Source organism: Streptomyces europaeiscabiei, from assembly GCF_036346855.1.
Taxonomy (GTDB): Bacteria; Actinomycetota; Actinomycetes; order Streptomycetales; family Streptomycetaceae; genus Streptomyces; species Streptomyces europaeiscabiei.
This window is the reverse complement of sequence record NZ_CP107841.1, coordinates 1470405-1491246: the sequence shown is the minus strand read 5'-3', so window position 1 is coordinate 1491246 and position 20842 is coordinate 1470405. Positions and strand designations below refer to the sequence as shown.

16 protein-coding genes are annotated in these 20842 nt (G+C 70.7%); 12 read left to right on the top strand and 4 right to left on the bottom strand.

The window, feature by feature from the left end; all coding sequences use genetic code 11:
- The first annotated feature begins 75 nt into the window (after window positions 1–75).
- A complete protein-coding gene (locus OG858_RS06230) occupies window positions 76–603 on the top strand; it encodes a hypothetical protein (protein WP_319265720.1) in 528 nt (175 codons plus the stop codon).
- A 57-nt stretch (window positions 604–660) separates the two neighbouring features.
- Here OG858_RS06230 and OG858_RS06225 read toward each other — a convergent pair whose 3' ends face one another.
- Window positions 661–3519, bottom strand: a complete 2859-nt coding sequence (locus OG858_RS06225; RefSeq protein ID WP_319317879.1) for a carbohydrate binding domain-containing protein — start codon at window positions 3517–3519, stop codon at window positions 661–663.
- A gap of 354 nt (window positions 3520–3873) precedes the next feature.
- On the opposite strand from OG858_RS06225, the gene OG858_RS06220 reads away from it, so the two are divergent.
- Entirely contained in the window at window positions 3874–4407 is a 534-nt protein-coding gene (locus tag OG858_RS06220; RefSeq protein WP_086750099.1) for a MarR family winged helix-turn-helix transcriptional regulator, read from the top strand.
- Between the two features lie 42 nt (window positions 4408–4449).
- On the opposite strand, the gene OG858_RS06215 is transcribed toward OG858_RS06220, so the two are convergent.
- Window positions 4450–5223, bottom strand: coding sequence for a DUF4142 domain-containing protein (locus OG858_RS06215; RefSeq protein WP_327749233.1), 774 nt, complete (start codon window positions 5221–5223; stop codon window positions 4450–4452).
- 496 nt (window positions 5224–5719) lie between these two features.
- On the opposite strand from OG858_RS06215, the gene OG858_RS06210 reads away from it, so the two are divergent.
- The 5 genes from OG858_RS06210 (at window position 5720) to OG858_RS06190 (ending at window position 13088) form a co-directional block, all read left to right on the top strand.
- The gene (locus OG858_RS06210) at window positions 5720–5893 is read left to right on the top strand and encodes a hypothetical protein (protein WP_179201046.1); all 174 of its coding nucleotides are present in this window, start codon (window positions 5720–5722) and stop codon (window positions 5891–5893) included.
- A 100-nt stretch (window positions 5894–5993) separates the two neighbouring features.
- Complete coding sequence (locus OG858_RS06205) at window positions 5994–8999, top strand: SpoIIE family protein phosphatase (protein ID WP_086748959.1); 3006 nt, start codon at window positions 5994–5996, stop codon at window positions 8997–8999.
- Between the two features lie 167 nt (window positions 9000–9166).
- Complete coding sequence (locus OG858_RS06200) at window positions 9167–10738, top strand: sugar ABC transporter ATP-binding protein (protein ID WP_328545067.1); 1572 nt, start codon at window positions 9167–9169, stop codon at window positions 10736–10738.
- Window positions 10735–11844 carry an ABC transporter permease gene (locus OG858_RS06195; protein WP_086748957.1) on the top strand — a complete coding sequence of 370 codons (1110 nt, stop codon included), beginning with the start codon at window positions 10735–10737 and terminating at the stop codon, window positions 11842–11844. Before OG858_RS06200 ends, OG858_RS06195 begins: the two co-directional genes overlap by 4 nt.
- 77 nt (window positions 11845–11921) lie before the next feature.
- The gene (locus tag OG858_RS06190) at window positions 11922–13088 is read left to right on the top strand and encodes a substrate-binding domain-containing protein (protein ID WP_319068447.1); all 1167 of its coding nucleotides are present in this window, start codon (window positions 11922–11924) and stop codon (window positions 13086–13088) included.
- An 81-nt stretch (window positions 13089–13169) separates the two neighbouring features.
- Here the strand turns inward: OG858_RS06190 and OG858_RS06185 are convergent, their stop codons facing one another.
- Both OG858_RS06185 and OG858_RS06180 read right to left on the bottom strand, forming a co-directional pair.
- Entirely contained in the window at window positions 13170–14399 is a 1230-nt protein-coding gene (locus OG858_RS06185; RefSeq protein WP_328545068.1) for a PP2C family protein-serine/threonine phosphatase, read from the bottom strand.
- Window positions 14400–14717: 318 nt separating this feature from the next.
- The gene (locus OG858_RS06180) at window positions 14718–16214 is read right to left on the bottom strand and encodes an FAD-binding protein (protein WP_086748651.1); all 1497 of its coding nucleotides are present in this window, start codon (window positions 16212–16214) and stop codon (window positions 14718–14720) included.
- 569 nt (window positions 16215–16783) lie between these two features.
- On the opposite strand from OG858_RS06180, the gene OG858_RS06175 reads away from it, so the two are divergent.
- The 5 genes from OG858_RS06175 to OG858_RS06155 are packed head-to-tail and all read left to right on the top strand — an operon-like array spanning window position 16784 to window position 20683.
- Window positions 16784–17989: a sensor histidine kinase gene (locus tag OG858_RS06175; protein WP_086748648.1), complete on the top strand. Its 1206-nt coding sequence runs from the start codon at window positions 16784–16786 to the stop codon at window positions 17987–17989.
- The gene (locus OG858_RS06170; protein ID WP_086748649.1) at window positions 17986–18387 is read left to right on the top strand and encodes a roadblock/LC7 domain-containing protein; all 402 of its coding nucleotides are present in this window, start codon (window positions 17986–17988) and stop codon (window positions 18385–18387) included. The genes OG858_RS06175 and OG858_RS06170 overlap by 4 nt, the downstream gene beginning before the upstream one ends.
- Entirely contained in the window at window positions 18384–18761 is a 378-nt protein-coding gene (locus OG858_RS06165; protein WP_086748650.1) for a DUF742 domain-containing protein, read from the top strand. Before OG858_RS06170 ends, OG858_RS06165 begins: the two co-directional genes overlap by 4 nt.
- Window positions 18736–19329 carry a GTP-binding protein gene (locus OG858_RS06160; protein WP_013005331.1) on the top strand — a complete coding sequence of 198 codons (594 nt, stop codon included), beginning with the start codon at window positions 18736–18738 and terminating at the stop codon, window positions 19327–19329. The genes OG858_RS06165 and OG858_RS06160 overlap by 26 nt, the downstream gene beginning before the upstream one ends.
- A 13-nt stretch (window positions 19330–19342) precedes the next feature.
- Complete coding sequence (locus OG858_RS06155; RefSeq protein ID WP_086752969.1) at window positions 19343–20683, top strand: cytochrome P450; 1341 nt, start codon at window positions 19343–19345, stop codon at window positions 20681–20683.
- Window positions 20684–20842: the final 159 nt, after the last annotated feature.

Below are 20842 nucleotides of genomic sequence, written 5' to 3'. Positions count from 1 at the left end.
GATATCCGTATGTCCGTTGGCCCGGGGGTGAGGAGAGCCGCGACAGTGGAACCATGACGATCTTCGGAGCCGTCCATGGCTGACCACTACCCGTACCGCATCGCCTCGGGACGAGCCGACCTGATCCTGATCTGGCAGCCGGGGAAGGACGACGCACCTGACGCACTCGCCGTCGACGACGTCGGCCGCCTCCTCGCATTCCCCGACCTGGACAGACTTCAGCGGCACTGTGAGGACAACGGCTGGGGACTCGTCAGCGAGGGGGAGGGCACCCTCGACCTGGACGATGTACGCGGATGGGTCGAGCACCCGCACCTCCACCCGCCCCAAGGTTCGGTCTCCGCCGGGCTGCTGCTGGACGCGTGGAACTTCTTCGACGACCTCTCCCACACTCTGAAGGCCGAGTCCGCCCTTACCTCACAAGGCCCGGTCCACGACAACGCCTACGAGAAGATCTTCGGCGGCGAGGCGCTGGCGACGGACGCCGGTGACGGAGCGTGGACGGTCGAGGAAACCGCCGCGGTGCGCGCACTCCTGCGCGCGGGACTGAACCTGTGGGACCGGGCCGTGCAGGGAGACCTCTCGGCATCCGGTGGGGAATGATCAGGAGCTGACCGGATGCCGAAGGCCCGCCGCCGCGGCGGGCCGTCGGCCGGCCGTTCAACGCCTGCGCAGCACCACGGTCGTGCCGGGCTTCACCCGCAGCGTCGCGTTCCCGCCCACCCTCGCGCCGGTCACCAGGTTCGTCGAAGCGCCGAACCCCTTCGTACCGAGGGTGAAGTGGCGGTCGTCGGTGGTGTTCATGGCGATCAGGTACGGGCCGTACTCGCACCGGTAGAAGGAGGCGCGTCCGGCGTACGGGGTCTCGACGCCCACCGCGCGCTCCGGCATGTCGTCCGGGGCCTTGGCCAGGGGCAGCACCTGTCCCGCGAACGCCTGGCGCAGGGTGTCACCGGGCGGGTCGAAACCCCCGTCCGGGATGTCGAGATCACCGACCGTGAACTCCCAGTTGACCCAGTCGGGTTCGCTGAAGGCACGACCGTCCGCGACGTACTTCACGTCCTGCCAGACCGTGGCCGAACGCTCCACGCCCGCCGCGCTGATGTGATGGACACGGGCGAGCCGGTTGACGCCCCAGCGGGCCCGCCAGTACAGGGACGCGTAGAGGATCTCGTCGCCGTGCTTGACCGCGAGCAGGCCGTTCTCCTCGTCGGAGAAGACGAAGTCCGGCGCTCCCGGCGTCATGGGGAGCTTCGCACCGCTGCCGGTGGCTGCGCTGACGTACGCGTAGTCGTCGGCCGCGGTCACCAGGTTGAGGTTGGTGCGGGCGGAGACCGTCATCGCGTGGGAGTCGGCGAGGGACTGGAACGCCTGGCCGTCGGCGAGGGACTGCCGCGCGTACGACGTGAGGTCCGGGTCCTTGATCAGCGCGGCCATCTTCAGGGCGTGGCCGTCCCACTTGGTGTCCTCGTCGTAGGCGACCTTGCCCGGGTACTCGGTGTCACGCCAGCCGATCATGGTCTCCAGACGCATCGCCCGGTAGCCGTCGCGGTCCAGGGACGGGTGGCGGAAGACCATGCGGGCCTTGGCCATCTTGACCAGGTGGTCGCGGAGCGTGCCGTCCTCGACGCCGCCGATGCCCGTCACCGCGTCGTACACCAGCGACAGCCACTCCTGCAGCTCACCGTAACTGCCCGCGTAGCCCAGCTCCTTGGAGATGCCCTTCCTGGTGACCTGGTGGTACGAGCCGCCCAGCGGCCTGGTCGGGGTGCCGTCCTCGTCCTCCGGGCCGAGCCAGGGGACCAGGCCGACCGACTGGTAGATGTGGTCGCGGGCCTTCTCCTCGCCCCAGGCCTTGCCGGAGCCGAGCAGGCTCAGCCCCCGGTCGGCGAGGTAGAGACCGATGGCGCAGATGATGGCCTGGTTGGTGTACTGCGGGATGTGCTGCCGCCAGTACTCACGGCTGTCGAGGAGCATCTTCGCCCAGGCGTCCCGGCGTACGACGGGCGTGTACGACGAGCCGTCGGGCCCGGTCATGGTCAGGTCGTCGAACCAGGCGGTGCCCGTGCCCGACAGCCGGACGCCGATCGTCACCTGGGTGGCCGTGGCGGGTGTGGTGAGTGAGGCCGTCACCTGCTCCCAGTCGTGGGTGCCGGCCGAGGCGTGGACCTTGTTGTCCGTGCCGACCAGGGCGCCGTTCGCGTCGTGGAACAGGATGTCCAGGTAGGCGCTGTCGGTGCCGACGCCGTCGGTCCTGATCCAGGCGCCGTACGTGTACGTCCCCCGGTCGACGGGGATCTTCGCCGAGGTGCTGTAGCCGATGGTGCCCGTGCCGGGGATCGTCACCTTCGCGGAGGCGTGGCCGGTGCGGTGCACGGTGGTGTCGCGGGAGGCGGTGCCCCTGCCGGACCAGGTGGAGGGCGTCCAGCCGGTCGTACCGAACTCGAAGCCCGGGTTGGTCAGTCCGTACGGCGAACCGAGGACCGGCTCGTCGAGCAGCGGTTCCAGGTCGTCCGCCAGCGCCAGCACGACCAGGCCGGCCCGGCCCAGGCCCATCCACTGCTGGCTGGAGCCGGTCATCACGGTGGGGTCGGCGAGGTACTTCCAGTAGACGCCGTCCAGACTCCGGGCGATCTGTGGCGGCACGGCGATGTTCCGGTACGCGGCCGTCGCCGGCATGCCGTACGCGCGGGCCAGGAACTCCAGGTACCACAGGTCGAGTTGGGCGCTGGTACGGGACGCTTCGGACGCGGCCCTCGCGAGGATGCGGTCGTTGATCGTGCCGATGATCGCGGTGCCGGGGGAGGTGCGGGTGGCCGCGGCCGGCACGGTGCCGGTGATGTCGTCGTGGGCGGGATCGAAGTAGGGCACGTCGTGCGTGTAGAGGCGGTAGATCGTGCGGCTCGGTCCCTCCATCGCCTTGTAGTAGGCGTCGGCCGTCGCCCCGTACCCCGAGATCCGGCCCATGGACCGGATCTCCAACGAGATCGACTTCTTGCCCTCGGTGAGGCCGAGGGGCAGCGGAAGCGTGTGGAAGAAGAACCGCTCCGGGGAGCGTGGGTCCTCGCTCGCGATGTCCAAGGGGTCGACGGCGCCCAGGTGGTAGTGGCCGACCTGCTTGCCCTCGGCGAACAGCTGGAGCCGGCCGAGTTCGGCGCCGCTCTCCGAGCCCCACAGCTTGACCGTGACGTAGGTGGCGCCCCTGGGCCTGCAGGCCATCCGGGCCGAGAGAACGCCGCCCCAGAAGCCCGCGGTCCGCGGGGCGGTCAGCACCCGGGCTGTCTGATCGAGACCCCCTGCCACGACATCGGAGAGGGTGGCGGTCAGGCCGTGCGCGCTCTCCGACACGGTGTCCCCGAGCACGAGCGTGTCGAGGGCGCGGGAGGCGGTCCCCCCGGTGGCGGTCGCGGCAGTCGTGGTGTCGGCCGCCAGGGCGGTGCCGCCCTGCCACAGCCAACCCGCCGCCGCGGTGCCGGCGGCCATCTTGAGAAGGGATCTGCGCTGAAGGGCTTCGGCCACGGCGGGACGTTCCTCTCTGAGGGGAGTAAACGTATTCCACGCTAGTGAGGGCGCTCGCGGGTGGTCAATGGTCGTGAGCGGCTGAACCTGGAGGCGTGGGATGCTTGAGGAAGCCTGCCCTTGCTTCCTCCTTGTTCCTGTGGAGAGCGCATCCCGAGGTAAGTCAGTAATCGTTTACTCTCCGGGTCGACGTTTCGCGGTGCAATGGAGGGCCCGTGAACACCACCGCACGCCTCCCGTCGAGCCGCCAGTGATTCGGGCGCGGCGGCGACGGAGGCCCGTTCGGTCATGGGGAGGGAAAATCTGGACGGATCCGCTGACTGCCGGGACGACGCGGCGGGATAGAAAGGGACCATGACTGAACGCGATGGTCTGGCAAGTGACGTGGACGACGTCGATGAGGTGACGCGCGCGGTGCTCACCGCGTCGCGGCTGTTGGTCGCGATCTCCGCACGGTCACTCGCCGCCGTCGAGGAGCGGGTGACACTGCCGCAGTTCCGGATGCTGGTGGTGCTGTCCATGCGTGGCGCCACGAAGCTCGTCGTACTCGCCGACCAGCTCCAGGTCGCCCCGTCCACCGCGATGCGCATGGTCGACCGGCTGATCGCGGCCGGGCTCGCCGACCGGCAGACCAACCCCGGCAACCGTCGCGAGACCCTGCTGCAGCTCACCGACGAGGGCCGGCGCGCCGTCGAGGACGTCATGGCCCGGCGGCGCACCGAACTCGCCACGGTCGTCGAGCGCCTCGCCCCGGACCAGCGGACGGCGCTCATCGACGCGTTGACCGCGTTCAACACGGCGGGCGGGGAACCCGCCGCCCCGGCGACGGACGACACGGAGACGTATCCGCTCGGCTGGGTCGACACCTGGGTGGGCCGAGGCGCCTGAGGCCTCCGCCCGGCCCCTGTCGCACCCCTCACGGCAGCGTCGTCACTCCGCCGCGGATCCGTCCGCGGTGTTCACCGCCGATCCGTCCGTGGGGGAGGGGGTCGGGGCGGTCGTCCGCACGTTCAGGTCCGGGCGGGGCGTCAGGACGACCATCGGGGCCCCCGGCTGGGGTACGGGCGGGGTGACCTGTTCCGAGGGCAGCTTCGGCGGGTTGGTCTGCTGGTAGTTGACCTGGTCGTGGTTGACCAGTCCGGTCTTCTCCAGCACGGTGATGTGGTCGAGCACGGTGTCGTTGGCCAGGTCGGCCAGCTGTCGCACCATGGTGTTCCTCGTGCTGGCGCGGATCTTGGCGATGGTCGGGAAGATCTGGCCGTGTGTGACGCGCATGATGGTGACCGCAGTGGAGTCGAACTCCTTGCCGGTGGCCGCGTCGGCGGTCGCCACGAACTGCTGCTGTTGCGGGCTGGCCTGGTTGTTGAGGTTGATGCCCAGCTCGGGCGCGATCTTGCGGCACAACTCGTCGAGGCCCGCGTGCCCGACGACCAGATGCTTGCCGGCCTCCTTCATCTCCGGCGTCGTACCGCGCTCCATGGCCATCTCGCCGAGCGGGTACTCCCACAGTCCGGCGGCACGCACCTTGATGACGAAGTCCCGGTCCGCCTCGGTGAGGGGGCCGTACTGGGTGTTCGCGATGATCCGGTCCGGGGTGGCGACCGATTTCTCGACTCCCACCAATGCGGGGTAGGCGAGCGCGGCGACGGTCATCAGCAGACCGCCGCTCACGAAGATCGTTCCGATGCTCCATGTGCGACGCATGGAAGGGCACCTCCTGGCAGGGGAGTGGGTCGCCAGGAGGTACGGGCGGAGTCGGCGAATGAATCATTGCTCTAGGTAAAATTTGCAGTGTGCTCGAATGGGTGGGTGTCGGGGAGGGGATTCGGGCGGCTAGAGGGTGGTTTGCGGCGTAGTCAGCAAGGGTGTCGCGCGGGATCCCGGGCGGCCCGCGTCGCCGGAGCCCTTGGCCCCGCCGTCTCCCGGCGGGAGTTCGACGCGCCCTTCGGGTGGTTCGCATGTGTGGGGTGCCGGGGTCCGGCCGATCGTGGCGCCTGGAGCCGTGTGGCCGCGGATCGCGGCGGATCATGTGCGGTGGGGCGTGGGCGGGTGGACCGGGGCGGTCGTCCCGACGGCGTTGCTGTCCCGGCGTTGCTGTCCGATGGTGCTGCCGTGGGGCACCATCGCCGAGTCCTGGCAACAACGGGAAGCCCGCCCCGCATCATGACCGGTCCTCGGTGACATGGAGAGCCCGGAGGCCGTGACCCGCACGGATCTCATCGCCGCGGACCATCACGGCGGAGGCGTCACGCGTCCAGACGCCCTGAGCCACGTCGTCTACCGGGGGCTGCTCTGCGACGGTCGCCCGGTCCACGTCGATGTCTCCCCGCTGCGCTGCGCCGCTCGACGCCGCCCGACCGGTTACCGCGCGTGAGGAATCCGGCGAACCGTGACTCATGTTGCCGATGCCCGTATCCTCGTCAATGCCAGATATTTCCGATAAGCGGATTGTCCAGGGCGCGAGTGAGGCCAGCGTGGTGCGGTCCGACGGCGAGTCGATACTCACGGGACGTGCGACAGACGGCACGAGCCCCACCCTTTTCCGTGACAGGGGCCCCACTCGTTTCCGCGAGCGGTTTCTGCAGGGTGAGCCGCTGGAGGCGGGCGTACGTACGTCCATCCTCAGCTCCTGGCGGCGGTGCCGGTCCCTGGGGCTGTCGCCGGACCGCTCCGACCTCCCTTTCCGGGACGACTTCGACCGGGACGACCGGATGGCCCGCGCGGCCGTGCCCGTGCTCGACCGGCTGGAGTCCAGGTTCGCCGGCAGCGCCATGAACATCTCCGTCGCCGACGCGAACGGCACCGTTCTCCTGCGCCGCTTCGGGGAGGCGTCGCTGGCCAGGGGGCTGCCGGACATCCAGACCGTCCCCGGGTTCGTGTTCGCCGAGCGGTTCGCCGGTACCAACGGCATCGGTCTCGCCCTGGCGGAACGCCGACTGATCCGGGTCTACGGTGCCGAGCACTTCGCCGAACGCTCCCAGGCCAGCGCCTGCCGCGCGCTTCCCGTGCGCGACCCGCTCAGCGGCCGCATCGAAGGTGTCCTGTGCTTCGGATATCCGCGCGGCTTCGAGCACCCGGCGCTGGACGCCGTGATCCGCAAGGCGGCCGCGGCCATCGAGAGGCGACTGCTGGGACAGAGCTCCGTACGTGAGCGTTCCCTGCTGCGGGCCTACCTGGACGCGGGGGTCGGGGCCGGTGCGGGTCCGCACCACGGAGTCGGCGTCGACGAACTGGTTCTCGGGCTGCGCCCCGTGGACCGGGCGGCCCTGCTGGAGAAGGCCGCCGAGCTGATCTCCCGCGGGCAGCGGGCCGCCGTCGACGTACCCCTGACGGACGGTCGGCGGGTCACGCTCGTGAGCCGCCCGATGACCAGTGCCTCCGGAGTGGAGGGCATCGCCGTCGAGGCCGTCCTTCCCGGCGCCGCACGGCACGAGCCCCTCACCGCCCCGCGCCAGGCCGGGACGGTGCTGAGCCTCCCCGTCGAGCCCGGGCGGCCCACCGCGCCCGCCGACACCCCGCCCCTGCGGCGCTTCCGGAGCACCCTCCTCGCCGAGCCGCCCGGCCCGCTCGCCGCCGTCCCGGCCCCCGGTCATCTGCGCGACACCGCACCACCCGCCAGGACCCCCGCAGCCGTCGACGGCCTCACCAGTGACGGCCTCACCAGTGACGGCATCGTCAGTGACGGCCTCACCAGCGACGGCATCGCCACCGACGGAGTCCCCTCTGATGGGGCCACCGCCGACGACCTCACCGCCAACGGCTCGTCGGCCCCCGAAAGGGGTCTGCTGATGGTGGGGGAGCCCCATGTCGGCAGCTACGCCCTGGCCGCGCGCCGTCGGCTGGAGCTGCTGTCCGAGGCCAGTGCCCGGATCGGAACCACCCTGGACGTGCGCCGCACCGCCCAGGAACTCGCCGAGACGGTGGTCCCGCGCCTCGCCGACTTCGTCACCATCGATCTCGCCGAGCCCGTGCTTCGGGGCGAGGAGGCCGCGGACCCGCGCAGCGACCTGCGCCGCACGGTGGTCCACGGCATCCGCGACGACCTCCCCTTCAGCCCGGTCGGCAAGCAGGTCGACTACGGCCCGACCGTCCCGCAGCTGCGCTGTCTGACCAGCCGGGAAGCGGTGCTGGAACCCGACCTGAAGGCGGCGGCGGGCTGGCTCGCGCAGGACCCCGAGCACACCGACCGCCTGCTGAGCCACGTCCACTCCCTCATCGCGGTCCCCCTGGTCGCCCGCGGCGTCGTCCTGGGCGTCGCCGCCTTCTACCGCGCGCAGGACCCCGCCCCCTTCGGGGACGACGACCGCTCGCTGGCCCAGGAACTCGCCACCCGCGCCGCCCTGTCCATCGACAACGCCCGGCGCTACACCCGCGAACGCACCATGGTCCTGGCCCTGCAGCGCAGCCTGCTCCCGCAGGGGCTCCCCGACCAGGACTCCGTCGAGGTCGCCCACCGCTACCTGCCCGCCGAGTCCGACGTCGGCGGCGACTGGTACGACGTCATCCCGCTCTCCGGCACCCGTATCGGCCTCTTCGTCGGCGACGTCGTAGGCCACGGTCTGCTCTCCGCCGCCACCATGGGCCGCGTCCGCACGGCCGCCCGCAGCTTCGCCGAACTCGACTTTCCGCCGGACGAGGTCCTCACCCACCTCGACAACCTCGTGGGCCGACTGGACCGGGAGGACCCCGTCTCCGACGGCGGCGGCATCATCGGCGCGACCTGTCTGTACGCCGTCTACGACCCCACGTCGCAGCAGTGCACCCTGGCCCGCGCCGGCCACCCGCCGCCCGCCGTGGTCGACCCCGACGGCGCCGTGTCGTTCCCCGAACTGCCCGCCGGACCTCCCCTCGGCCTCGGAGGGCTGCCCTTCGAAGCCGTCGACATCCACCTGCGCGAGGGCAGTCGGCTGGTCCTCTACACCGACGGACTCATCGAGGACCGCAACCGTGACGTCGACGTGGTCCTCGAACAGTTGCGCGGGGCCCTGGCTCACCCCGAGCACACCCCGGAGGAGACCTGTCGGGTCGTCCTGGACACCGTGGCGCCCGCCCACCCGGGCGACGACATCGCCCTCCTCGTCGCCCGCACCCACGCCTTCGACCCGCGGCGGATCGCCACCTGGGAGCTGCCCGCCGACCCGGCCCGCGTCAGCGAGGTCCGCGCCGCCGCCCTCCGGCAGATGACCGACTGGGGGCTCGACGAGGCAGCGTTCGCCGCCGAACTGATGCTCAGCGAGCTGGTCACCAACGCCATCCGCCACGGCACCGGGCCCATCCGGGTACGGCTGCTCCATGACCGCTCCCTGATCTGCGAGGTCTCCGACACCAGCAGCACCGCCCCGCACCTGCGCCGGGCGGCGACCACCGACGAGGGCGGGCGCGGCCTGTTCCTCGTCGCCCAGCTGTCCCAGAGCTGGGGCACGCGCTACACCCCGGAGGGCAAGGTCATCTGGGCCGAATGCGGGCTCGACGGCGGCTGACGCGACCGGTGCCAGGTGGCCGACGCGTCGGCGCCGGAGCGGCGCACTGGCCCGTTGGGGGCAGAGAGTGTGACTCAATGCCGCAAATGAGGTGATATGGGCGGCTAGTATCGCTGGCGCAAGTCGAACCAGGGAAGAACTTGCCAGGCCGACCCCCGGAGCTGTCCGTGCACGACGCTCACGACACCTCTGCGCAGCCGGCCCCGCCCGGTGGGCCGGAACCACTTGTCCGTGTCCGCGGCCTCTCCAAACGGTTCGGCGGCACCCTCGCACTGGCCGGGGTCGACCTCGATGTCCACGCGGGCAGTGTTCTCGCGCTCCTCGGCCCCAACGGAGCCGGAAAATCCACCCTCATCAAGATCCTCGCCGGCGTCCACCACGCCGACGCGGGCCGGATCACCGTGGACGGGCACCCGCTCGGCAGCCACGCCGCCGCCCACATGTCCTTCATCCACCAGGACCTCGGCCTCGTCGAGTGGATGACGGTCGCCGAGAACATCGCCCTGAGCACCGGGTACGCGCGCCGCGCCGGACTGATCTCCTGGCGGCGCACCCGGGACCGCTGTACCGAGGCCCTGGCGCTCGTCGGCGGACACCTCGACCCCGACGCGCCGATCGCCCGCCTCGCCCCCGCCGAGCGGTCCCTGGTCGCCATCGCCCGGGCTCTGGCCACCCGCGCGAAGCTCATCGTCCTCGACGAACCGACCGCCCGCCTCCCCGCCGCGGACTGCGCCCGCCTCTTCCGGGTCCTGCACGCCCTGCGCGACCGCGGCCACGGCATCCTCTACGTCAGCCACCGCCTCGACGAGGTGTACGAGGTCGCCGACTCCTTCGCCGTCCTGCGCGACGGCCGCCTCGTCAGCCACGGTTCGACGGCGGGCCACAGCCCCGTCCGCCTGGTGCGTGACATCACCGGCGAGGAGGCGGCCGGCCACCGCCCCACGCCCGCACCGGCCGGCCACCGCCCCGCCAGGGCACCGGCAGGCGGCCCCGCGGTCCTGGCCCTCCGCGGCGTACGGACCTCCGGCGCGGGCCCGGTGGACCTGGAGCTGCGAGCCGGGGAGACCCTTGGCCTGGTCGGTCTCTCGGGCGCCGGGCACATGGACCTCGGCCGGGCCCTCGCCGGCGCCCGGCCCCTCCTGGGCGGCCGGGTCCTCCTCGACGGCGGCCCGTACCGCCCCCGTACGGTCGCCGACGCCGTCGGACACGGTGTCGCCTTCGTACCCGGTGACCGGCAGCGGGAGGGCTGCCTCGCCGAACTGACCGTACGGGAGAACCTGTTGGCCAACCCCCGCGCCGGAGACGGGCCGACGCCGCGCTGGATCGGCCCCCGCCGTGAACGCGCCGAGGCCGCCGCCCTGATCGAACGGTTCTCGGTGCGGCCCCGCGACAGCGAGGCCCCCATCGCCACGCTGTCCGGCGGAAACCAGCAGAAGGTCATGATCGGCCGCTGGCTCCGGACCGGTCTGCGCCTGCTGATCCTGGAGGAGCCGACGGCGAGCGTGGACATCGGCGCCAAGGCGGCCGTCCATCGCCTGCTCGACGAGGCGCTGGCCAAAGGCCTCGCGGTCCTCCTCATCTCCACCGACTTCGAGGAGGTCGCGGGAGTGTGTGGGCGTGCCCTGGTCTTCGTCCGCGGAGCCGTGACGGCCGAGCTGACCGGGCCGGCCCTCACGGTCGCGGGACTGACCCGGGCCGCCTCGGCCATGCCCCCCGCCGGAACCGCGACGAACCCGTGACCACCCCACCCTCCCCGTCGGCACCGCGCCCGCGTCGACCGCGCCCGCCAAGAAGGCTCGGCCCCCGCGGCCGCCCCGGCGGGCACGTCATCGGCGCCTACGGCCTTCTGGCCCTCACCGCCCTGCTCGTCCTGATCTTCTCCCTGGCCCTGCCGCGCACCTTCCCCACCCTGGACACCGTCGACTCGATCCTCTCCGCCCAGTCGATCCCGGCCTTCCTCGCGCTCGCCGCCACGGTCCCCATCGTGACCGGCGCGTTCGACCTCTCCATCGGCTACGGACTCGGCCTGGCGCACGTCATGGTGCTGTACCTCATCGTCGACGCCGGCTGGCCCTGGCCGCTCGCCTGCCTCGCCGTGGTCGTCGGCGGGACGGTCATGGGCGTCCTCAACGGCGTCATCGTCGAGTTCGGCCGGATCGACTCCTTCATCGCCACCCTCGGCACCGGCAGCATGATGTACGCCGTGACCGGCTGGATCACCGACGGCGGCCGGATCGTCCCCGGCCCCCAGGGCCTCCCGCCCGCCTTCACCGACCTCTACACCTCCACGTTCCTCGGCCTCCCGGTCCCCGCCTTCTACGTGCTGGCGCTCGCGGTCGCCCTCTGGCTGGTGCTGGAGCGGCTGCCGATCGGCCGCTACCTGTACGTCGTCGGGTCGAACCCGCGCGCCGCGGACCTCGTCGGCATCCCCGTCCGCAGGTACACCGTCTGCGCCTTCGCCGCATCCGGTCTGATCGTCGGCCTCGCCGGGGTGCTGCTCGCGGCCCAGCAGCAGATCGGCAATCCGAGCGTCGGCCTCGACTATCTGCTCCCCGCCTTCGTCGGGGCCCTCCTCGGCTCCACCGCGATCAAACCCGGCCGCCCCAACGCCCTGGGCACCCTCGTCGCCGTCGCCGTCCTCGCCGTCGGTCTCACCGGCATCGCCCAGATGGGCGCCGACTTCTGGACGGTGCCCCTGTTCCACGGCGGCACCCTGCTCCTCGCCGTCGGCCTCGCCGGATACGCAGCCCGCCGCCGGACGCGCACCGGCGTCTTCGCGGCCCGCGACGCGCCCGCCGAGACACCGGATACGCCGCCCGCCCCGCCACCGGGCGGTACGTCATGACCTCGGCCGCGGGCACCGCCGCACGATCGCCCGGCCCTGCCGCGTCCTCCCGCTCGTCCCTCCGCGAGGAGCCTTTCGTGCACCACAAACGCAAGACCAACTCCCGCGCGTCCGGAGCCCGGTACGTGGCGACCGCCCTGCTGACCGTGACCACCGCCCTGCTCGCCGGCTGCGAACGCGGCTCGTCCGGTGACCCGGAGGAGTCCGCCTCGGGCCCGAGCGGCTGCCCCGAGGTCCAAGCCGAGGCCCGGGGCGCCGTCAGCCGGGCGGAGCGGACCGACATCCCCTGGAACGGCCCGACCACCGGTCCCCGAGCCGTGACCGGCAGAACCATCGTGTACGTCGCCCAGACCATGACCAACCCGGGGGTCGCGGGCGCCGCCGAGGGCGTCCGGGAAGCCGCGCGGGTCATCGGCTGGAACGTCCGGGTGATCGACGGCGGCGGCACCCCGGCCGGCATCCAGGCGGCGATGAGCGAGGCCGTGACCCTCCGCCCCTCGGGCATCGTCATCGGCGGCTTCGACCCCGAGGCGACCTCGCAGCAGATCGCACGCGCCGAGCAGGCGGGCATCCCCCTCATCGGCTGGCACGCGGTCGCCGCACCCGGCCCCAGCCGGCGCCCCGCCCTGTTCACCAACGTCACCACCCAGGTCGAGGACGTGGCCGGGATCAGCGCGCAATGGATCATCTCGACCTCCGACGGTGACGCCGGAGTCGTGATCTTCACCGACGCCTCGATCCCCTTCGCCAAGAACAAGTCCGACCTGATCAGAAAGGAACTCGCCACCTGCGCGGGCGTGAAACTCCTGTCGTACGTGAACATCCCGATCTCCGACGCGAGCAGCCGTACGCCCCGCGAGGTCTCCTCGCTCCTCTCCCGCTTCCAGGGCCGGTGGACCCATTCCGTCGCCATCAACGACCTGTACTTCGCCGACGCCGCGCCCGCCTTCCGCGCGGCCGGCAAGGACGGCGCGGGCCCGCCCTTCAACATCGGTGCGGGGGACGGCGACCCCTCCGCCTTCCAGCGCGTCAACAGCGACCAGTACCAGGCGGCCACCGTCCCCGAGCCGCTCTCCCTGCAGGGGTGGCAGATCATCGACGAGTTCAACCGCGCCTTCGCCGACCGCCCGGCCAGCGGTTATGTGGCGCCCGTCCACGTCAGTACAGCCGACAACAGCGCAGGCGCCACGAGCTGGGACCCGTCGGGCTACCGGGAGGGGTACCGGAAGATCTGGGGCAGGTGACCGCACCGCGGGATGCCGCGCAGGACCTGCCCCGCCGGGCCCGTATCGCAGGGCCCCTATCGGCTCAGGACGCCGTGCCAGTCACAGCCGCAGGACGATCAGCGCGGTGTCGTCGGTGTTGCCGGAGGGCGGAAGAAGATCGGCCAGGAGGGCGTCGGCCAGGGTCTCCGGGTCGTGCTTGCGGTGGTGGGCCAGGGAGTCGGCGAGGCGCTCCAGACCCGTGTCGATGCCCTCGGTACGGCGTTCGATCAGCCCGTCCGTGTACAGGACCAGGGTGGAGTCCTCGACGAAGGGCATGCGGGCCTGGGGGCGGGCGGCGTGGACGGGCCGGGCGGCGAGCGGCGGGTCGGTGGCGCCGTTGAGGAAGGTGACGGTGCCGTCGGGGTGCACGAGGGCGGGCGGCGGGTGGCCCGCGCAGCTGTAGGTGATGGTGTGGCTGTCCCAGTCGATGAAGGTCGTCACGACCGTGGTCGACTCGGCGCCCTCGACGGAGCGGGCGTAGAGGTCCAGGGCCTCCAGGGCCTGGGCAGGGCCCTCGGAGAGGCGGGTGGCCCCGCTCAGGGCGCTGCGCAGCTGCCCCATGGCGCAGGCCGCCGCCAGGCCGTGGCCGACGACATCGCCCACGGCCACCGCGAGGCCCTCGCCGGGCAGGCCGACCAGGTCGTACCAGTCGCCGCACACGTTCAGCGCACCGATGGCGGGCCGGTACCGTACGGCCGCGTCGTGCTGTCCGGTCGGGCCGGGCGGGGGCAGCATCGCCGCCTGCAGGGCCAGGGCGACCTCGCGCTCGTGGGCGTGCGCGGTGCGCAGCCGTTCGTTGACCTCCTGCAGTTCGCGGGCGCGGGTGTACAGCTCGGCCTCCAGCACCTGGGCCCGGCTGTCGCCACCGGGGCCGCCCCGGGCGCGGATGAGCTCGGTGACCTCCTCCACCCGGTGGACGATCAGCGCCACCTTCCCGTCGGGGCCGAGGACGGGTGCGTTGACCGGGCTCCAGTAGTGCTCCTGCCAGAGGCCGGGGCGCTGCGGGTCCTCGATGTCGTAGCGGAGCAGCGCCATCGTGTCGCGTTCGCCGGTGGCCACCGCCCGCAGCATCGACTCCCGGGTCTCGCGCATGCCGGCCGCGGCCGGTTCGTTCGGGTTCTCGGGGAAGACGTCGAAGATGTAGCGGCCCAGGAGCTGCTCGCGGGAGCGCCCGGCCAGCCGCAGGAAGTCCTCGTTGGCGTCGGCGTACACGAGGTCGGGCGTGAGCAGCGCCACCATGCCGGGCAGCGCCCGGAAGACCTCCGCATAGTCGATATGCGGTTCCCTCATGTCCAGCCTGCCTTGGCGCCGAGCGTCGGTGTGCCATTCCACGATAGGCGTGAACGGGCTGCGAGACCCGGCAGATCCGCAGCATCGGTGCGGAGCTTCTCCCGCCCGTCGCTCCGGATGTCCCGCGCCCCTGAGCCACCACAGCGCATCGGCCGCCTTCCGGGCCCCCGACCGGCCGCGTGCACCGGGCCGAGGCAGGCACCGAAAGAGTGAAGCCCGAGTGTGCCCGTGATCCCGGCCTGGGCCGCGCCGCGGCCCAGGCCGGGATCACGGTTCGAAGACCGAGGTGGGTTGCCCCGGCGCCCCGGACCGGACGCGTCAGAAGATGCCCGGACCCGGAGTCAGGATGCCGTACGGGTCGTACTGGTTCTTCCACGAGGCGAACTGCGCCCACATCGAGCCGTAGTGTGCCTGCCAGTCGGCCTCTGTGAACGCGCACGCGCCGTGCGGGTAGCGGACGCCGCCGACGGCGGCCGCCTCCTGGTAGAAGCGGTAGTTGCGGTCCATCATGCGTTCCGCGAACTCGGGGTCGGGGCCGGACTGCGCGGCGTCGGTCAGCACGCTGACCAGCCAGACCCAGGGCCCGCTCGCCCCGCTGGGAAGCCGCAGCAGCGGCCGGCCGTAGCTGGAACGCAGCATCGGGAAGACCAGCCCGAAACCGGTCGGGCCCAGGTCCTCGGGGGTCAACGACGAGAACACCGACTCGACGTAGGACTCGACGGCGTCGTCCGGCAGGAACAGGTCCGACCAGGGCTTGACCTTCGCGTCCCAGTCCAGGTTCGCCGCGAAGGAGTCGTACATGTTCGTGACCAGCGAGATGTAGTCGAGATAGGGGGAGTCCTCGAACGCCGCCGCGTCCGCGGCGGGGCTGAGCCCGCGGAGCAGATGGGACGCGTCGGGTGCGTCACCCGGGTTGTGGAAGACGGTGGCCCACAGCGTCAGCGGCTGTGCCGTGCCCGGCTGGGGAATGCTGCCGAGCGAGTCGAACTCGCCCCGGTTCGCCAGGACGCGGATGTCCCGGAAGAACGTCGGTATGTCCGTGTACCCGATCCGGTACGTGCGGGCCAGCTGCTTGGCCGGCACCAGGTCGATGGTCGCTCGCGTGATCACACCGCACTGGCCGAGTCCGGCGAGCGCCGCCTCGAACAGGTCACTGTTCTGTGTGTCGGAGCACCATTTGAGCCGGCCCTCGCCCGTGACCACCTGGAGGCGCCGGGCGTGATCGACCTGCGCACCCGCCCGGTAGGCCGACATCATTCCGATGCCGCCCATGGACAGGGTCCCGCCGATCGTCGTCCCGATGTAGCTGGTGATCGACGCCGGCGTGAGGCCCTGCTCGTACGCGGCCTCGATGACGTCCTTCCACAGCACGCCGGCGTCGACGTCGGCGCCGTCCGTGCCGATCGAGTGGATCGTGTCCAGCGACCGCATCTCGATGACCAGGCCACCACTCACGAGCGGTTGGCCGAACATCGCGTGGTGCGCGCCGGCCGGCGCGACCTCGATGCCGTGGTCGGCGCAGAAGCCGACCATTTTCCGGATGTCCTGGACGGAACCCGGCCGGAGTACCGCGCACGGTCTCTGGAACACGATGTTGCCCTGGTCGTGCGAATTCGCCGCGAGGGACGCCGCGTCGAACGTGAGAGTGCCGTCGAGAGAGGGCGCTGTGGCGAAAGTGGAGTTCTCCGCTGCCGCGGCCTCGGTCACCCACTGCCGCGAGACCAGATCGAAGCCGGCCACGAGCGCTATGGTCCCGGCTCCGAACCGGGTCAGGAACTGCCGCCTGTTGACGGCACCGTGCTCTTTGTGCGACATGACAGCCTCCGTGGTGTTGACGCGGCGGATCGTCGGCACGCCGCTCGCGTTCGTCGTCCAATCCATGGAGCGAAATCAGCGGGGCGAGCCGTGCGGGCCGACGGCCGCGCTCCGGAACGAGCGCCCTGGCCCGAGCCCGGGACCGAGCCGGTGGTTCTCCCTCACAGCGATCTCCCCCTGAAGTTCCGCTTACTGCCCATCATGGCTTCCGGGAGGCTCGCCGCGCGATGGTCCGCATCGCCAACTACGGCCGGATTCCGGGCCGGTGAACGCATACACGCGTCAACGCCGTCCGCACGCACGGCAGTCGGCTGCGGCAATGCGGCTTGTGCCCGTTTCAAGGCGTTCCGGTTGGGCTCAACTGTCGCGAGGACCGCCCAGGTTGACGCCCCGTCGCCAGCAGGAGTGATGATACGATCACCGCACTTACCGAATGGACGGATGGGTGCAAAAGGAGCATCCATCGTCTTTGGTGAATTCCTCGTGACAACCCTGGAATGGCTGACCTTCGGTACGTATGAATTGACAGGAATTCAGTAGCTGGCTATCGGCCGCCTGAAGAGGGTCTCATGACGCAATACATACAAAATCCGGCGCTCTGGGCACTTCTTGTCGTAACCCTTGTCGCCGCCGCCCTCGTCGTTCGTCAGCGACGGGCGGCGCGGAAATTACGGCAGGAGATCGCAGGGCTCAGGAATCACTACGGTGAGTTGGAGAGCCAGTACTCGGAGTCCGTCCGCTCGGCCCAGCAGGAAGCCGAGGGGGCGACGAGGACAGCCCTGAAGTCCGCCATGCGGACACTGCAGGGTCTCGCCGCCGAGCAGCAGCGCATCATTTCCGGGCTGCAGCGCAAGTACGGCGACTCCGTCATGCTCCAGGACCTCCTGGAGATCGACCACATGAACGCGCAGTTCGGCCGGCGTGCCCAGTCCATCGCCGTGCTGTGCGAGGGCTGGCTCGGCCGGCACCGCGACGTGGCCTCGGTCTACGACGTGGTCCGCAGCGCCCAGGGCAGGATCCGCCACTTCCAGCGGGCGCACATCCTGTCCAAGGTCGACTTCGGTGTCACCAGCCGGGCCGTCGAACCGGTGGCACTGGCCCTCGCGGAGCTGCTCGACAACGCGACCAGCTACTCCAGCCCGGACACCGTGGTCGAGATCAACGTCCGTTCCGTGCCCAAGGGCGTCTGCATCATCGTCGACGACGCCGGTGTCGGCATGAACGAGGAGGAGAAGGCCAGGGCCGAGAAGCTCCTGACGAGCGAGCGGGCCACGGGCGTCTCAGGGCTGGGCAACCCTCCGCAGTTCGGCTTCGCGGTGATCGGTGTGCTCTGCGAGCGGTTCGGCTTCACGGTGTCGGTGGACTCCACCTCCCCCTACGGAGGGGTGCGGGCGGTCGTGCTGCTGCCCGACGAGCTGCTCACCGACATGCCGGAGCCCAAGCAGCCGGCGGTGTCGATGGACTCGGTGGCGCCGAGGGAGGAGCCGTCGGCCGTCGAGACGCGCCCCTCGGTGTACGAGTCCGCCCCCGAGCCCTCGCTGCCCGTCGCCACGACCGAGGACGGGCTGCCCAAGCGGCGGCGCAAGCGGCCGATGGCCCTGGTCTCGACCAGCCCGTCCGTCTCGTCGGCCCCCAAGCGTCGCAGCGAGGAGACGGCAGCGATCATGGCCGCCTTCAAGCAGGGCACGGACGCCGGCCGCGCCACACATCCGGAGGCGGGGGAGCGTCCGGGCGGTACCCGTGACGCAAGCAGCGAAGGGCACGAGATCCAATGAACAACGATCTTTCTTGGATGCTTGACAGCGCCTTGGAGATCCCCGGAGCTCTCCACGCGGTTCTGGTCTCCTCCGACGGGCTGCTCAGGGCCCGTTCGAAGGGGGTGGACAAGGACGACGCGGACAAGGCCGCCGCCGCGATGAGCGGCATGCAGTCGCTCAGCCGATCGCTGGCGTTCTTCTGCTCCCGGTCGGATCTGCGCTGGCAGCAGACCCTGGTCGAGTTCGACGGCGGCTGGATCTTCCTGATCTCGGCCGGTGACGGCGCCTACCTCGCGGTGTCGGCCTCCTCCGACGTCGACATGGCGGACATCACCTTCCGGATGCAGCAGCTCGTCGGCCAGTTGGGCAAGGTCATGACCGCTCCGCCCCGGGAGAGCAGCGTGGTAGGCCCGTGAACGATTTCGACAAGCAGGAGCCCGAGGCCACCGAATTAGTGCGGTCGTACGTCATCACCGGCGGCCGCAGCCTTCCCGGCGAGAGTCAGTTCTCGCTGATCACACTGGTCACAGCGGTGACCGACCAGCAGCAGCGGCCTGCCCGCCTCTCACCCGAGGAGCAGAACCTGCTGCGGATGTGCGTCGGCGGCTATCTCTCCGTCGCCGAGATCTCGGGACACCTCCACCTGCCGGTGGGGGTGGTGAAGATCCTGCTGGCCGCCCTCTCCGAGGCCGGCTACCTCGTCACCCGCCCGCCGGAGACGCGTGCTCCCGTCGCCAACCTGAAGATTCTCGAGGAGGTGCTCAATGGTCTCCAGTCCAAGTTTGGATGAGCGGGCGTACGTCCCGGGCGGAGAGACGCAGACCGCCGTGAAGATCCTGGTCGTCGGGCACTTCGCGGTGGGGAAGACCACGTTCATCGGGTCGATCTCCGAGATCTCGCCGCTCTCCACCGAGGAGACGATGACCCAGGCGGGCGAGGCGATCGACGATCTCAAGGGCGTCCAGGGCAAGACCACCACCACGGTCGCCATGGACTTCGGCCGGCTCACCGTCAGCGACCGCGTCGTGCTGTATCTCTTCGGCACACCCGGCCAGCAGCGCTTCGTGCAGATGTGGGAGGACATGGCACGCGGCGCCCTCGGGGCGCTGGTGCTGGTCGACCCCGAGCGGCTGGCCGACTCGTTCGCCGTGATCGACCTGATCGAGCAGTACGGACTCGACTACGCGATCGCGGTCAACCATTTCGACGGTACGTCCATACGTGACGCAAGGGCACTGCGTGAAGCGCTGGATCTGCTCGACGACACTCCCATCGTCACGTGCGACGCACGTGACGAGCGGTCGTCGGCCGAAGCACTGATCACGCTCGTCCGCTACTTGATGGACCGTGCCCGTTAGGAGCAGAGCAGACATGACCTCCGATTCCACCTTTCCCGCACCCCCGCCCGGCTGCCCGGCCCACGGCAGTGGACTGCGGGTTCCGCTGTACGGGCCGGAGTACGCGGCCGACCCCCAGGCGTACTACGCGTACATGCGGCACTACGGGCAGACCGCTCCGGTCGAGATCGCGCCAGGCGTCGACGCGACCCTCGTCACCGACCACGCGACCGCCCTGAGACTGCTCCAGGACTCCGGCAACTTCCGCAAGGACGCGCGCCGTTGGCGGGACGTCGCCGAAGGCAAGATCGGCCCGGAAAGCCCGGTCGTACCGATGCTGGGGTACCGCCCCAACGCCATGTTCACCGACGGCGCCGAGCACGCGCGGCTCCGCCAGGCCATCACCGACAGCCTGGCCAAGGTCGACTCCCGCCGCATCAGCGACATGACCAAGCGGGCCTCCGACTACCTCCTGGCCCAGGTCTCGGCCCGCGGTTCCATCGACCTGATGAACGACTACGTCAAGCAGTTGCCGCTGCTCGTGTTCAACGAGCTGTTCGGCTGCCCGGCGGACATCGGCGACCGGGTCGTCTTCGGTATCTCCGGGGTCTTCGAAGGCGTCAACGCCGAGAAGGCGAACGAGGTGCTGGGCCAGGCCGTGTTCGAACTGGTCGCGCTCAAGCGGGCCCGGCCGGGCGACGACGTCACCTCGTACCTGATGCGGCACGAGGCGCGGCTGTCCGACGAGGAACTGGTCCACCAGCTGATCCTGCTGCTGGGCGCGGGCGCCGAACCGCTGCGCAACCTCATCGGCAACACCCTGCACCGGCTGCTCATCCACGACCGGTACGCCGACGGCGGCCTCATCGAGGAGGCCATCGACGACACGCTGTGGGAGAACCCGCCCATGGCGAACTTCGCGCCGCACTACCCCGCGACCGACCTGGAGTTCGGCGGGACGAAGATGCGGGCCGGCGATCTGGTCCTCGTCAGCATGACGGCCGCCAACACCGACCCGGCGCTCGCTGCGGCCCGTCAGACGGGCGGCAGGCGGGCCCACCTGTCCTGGAGCGCAGGCCCGCACGCCTGCCCCTCCAAGGAACTCGCCCGGCTCGTCACCATGGTGGCCATCGAGAACCTGCTCAACCGGCTGCACGACATCGAACTCGCGGTGCCCGAGGACAGCCTGACCTGGCGTCCGGGCCCCTTCCACCGTGCGCTCGCCGCGCTGCCCTGCCGCTTCACCCCGCAGGTGATGCAGCGGCCGAACCCGCCCCGTGCGACGGATACATCCGCACGCGGCGACAACGCCCCGGCGGGCCGGAAAACGGAGCGAGGTGTGTGGGGCTCCTTCCTGTCCTGGTTGAAGGGGTGACGCATGCAGCAGCCTGTGACAGAAGGCACTGCATGAGACTTCAACCAAAGGGGTAGTAACGCGGCGGCATTCGTGGTGACCAACGAACAAAGGGAGGTGTCGTGGACCACATATCCACCGGCGCCGCTGCTCGACATACGGACATTTCCCGCCGCTCCA

What these genes read in the sequence shown, in the direction of transcription:
- OG858_RS06230 (WP_319265720.1), top strand. Translation starts at nt 76, where the DNA reads ATGGCTGACCACTACCCGTACCGCATCGCCTCGGGACGAGCCGACCTG.
- OG858_RS06220 (WP_086750099.1), top strand. Translation starts at nt 3,874, where the DNA reads ATGACTGAACGCGATGGTCTGGCAAGTGACGTGGACGACGTCGATGAG.
- OG858_RS06215 (WP_327749233.1), bottom strand. Translation starts at nt 5,223, where the DNA reads ATGCGTCGCACATGGAGCATCGGAACGATCTTCGTGAGCGGCGGTCTG.
- OG858_RS06185 (WP_328545068.1), bottom strand. Translation starts at nt 14,399, where the DNA reads ATGAGGGAACCGCATATCGACTATGCGGAGGTCTTCCGGGCGCTGCCC.
- OG858_RS06180 (WP_086748651.1), bottom strand. Translation starts at nt 16,214, where the DNA reads ATGTCGCACAAAGAGCACGGTGCCGTCAACAGGCGGCAGTTCCTGACC.
- OG858_RS06175 (WP_086748648.1), top strand. Translation starts at nt 16,784, where the DNA reads ATGACGCAATACATACAAAATCCGGCGCTCTGGGCACTTCTTGTCGTA.
- OG858_RS06170 (WP_086748649.1), top strand. Translation starts at nt 17,986, where the DNA reads ATGAACAACGATCTTTCTTGGATGCTTGACAGCGCCTTGGAGATCCCC.
- OG858_RS06160 (WP_013005331.1), top strand. Translation starts at nt 18,736, where the DNA reads ATGGTCTCCAGTCCAAGTTTGGATGAGCGGGCGTACGTCCCGGGCGGA.
- OG858_RS06155 (WP_086752969.1), top strand. Translation starts at nt 19,343, where the DNA reads ATGACCTCCGATTCCACCTTTCCCGCACCCCCGCCCGGCTGCCCGGCC.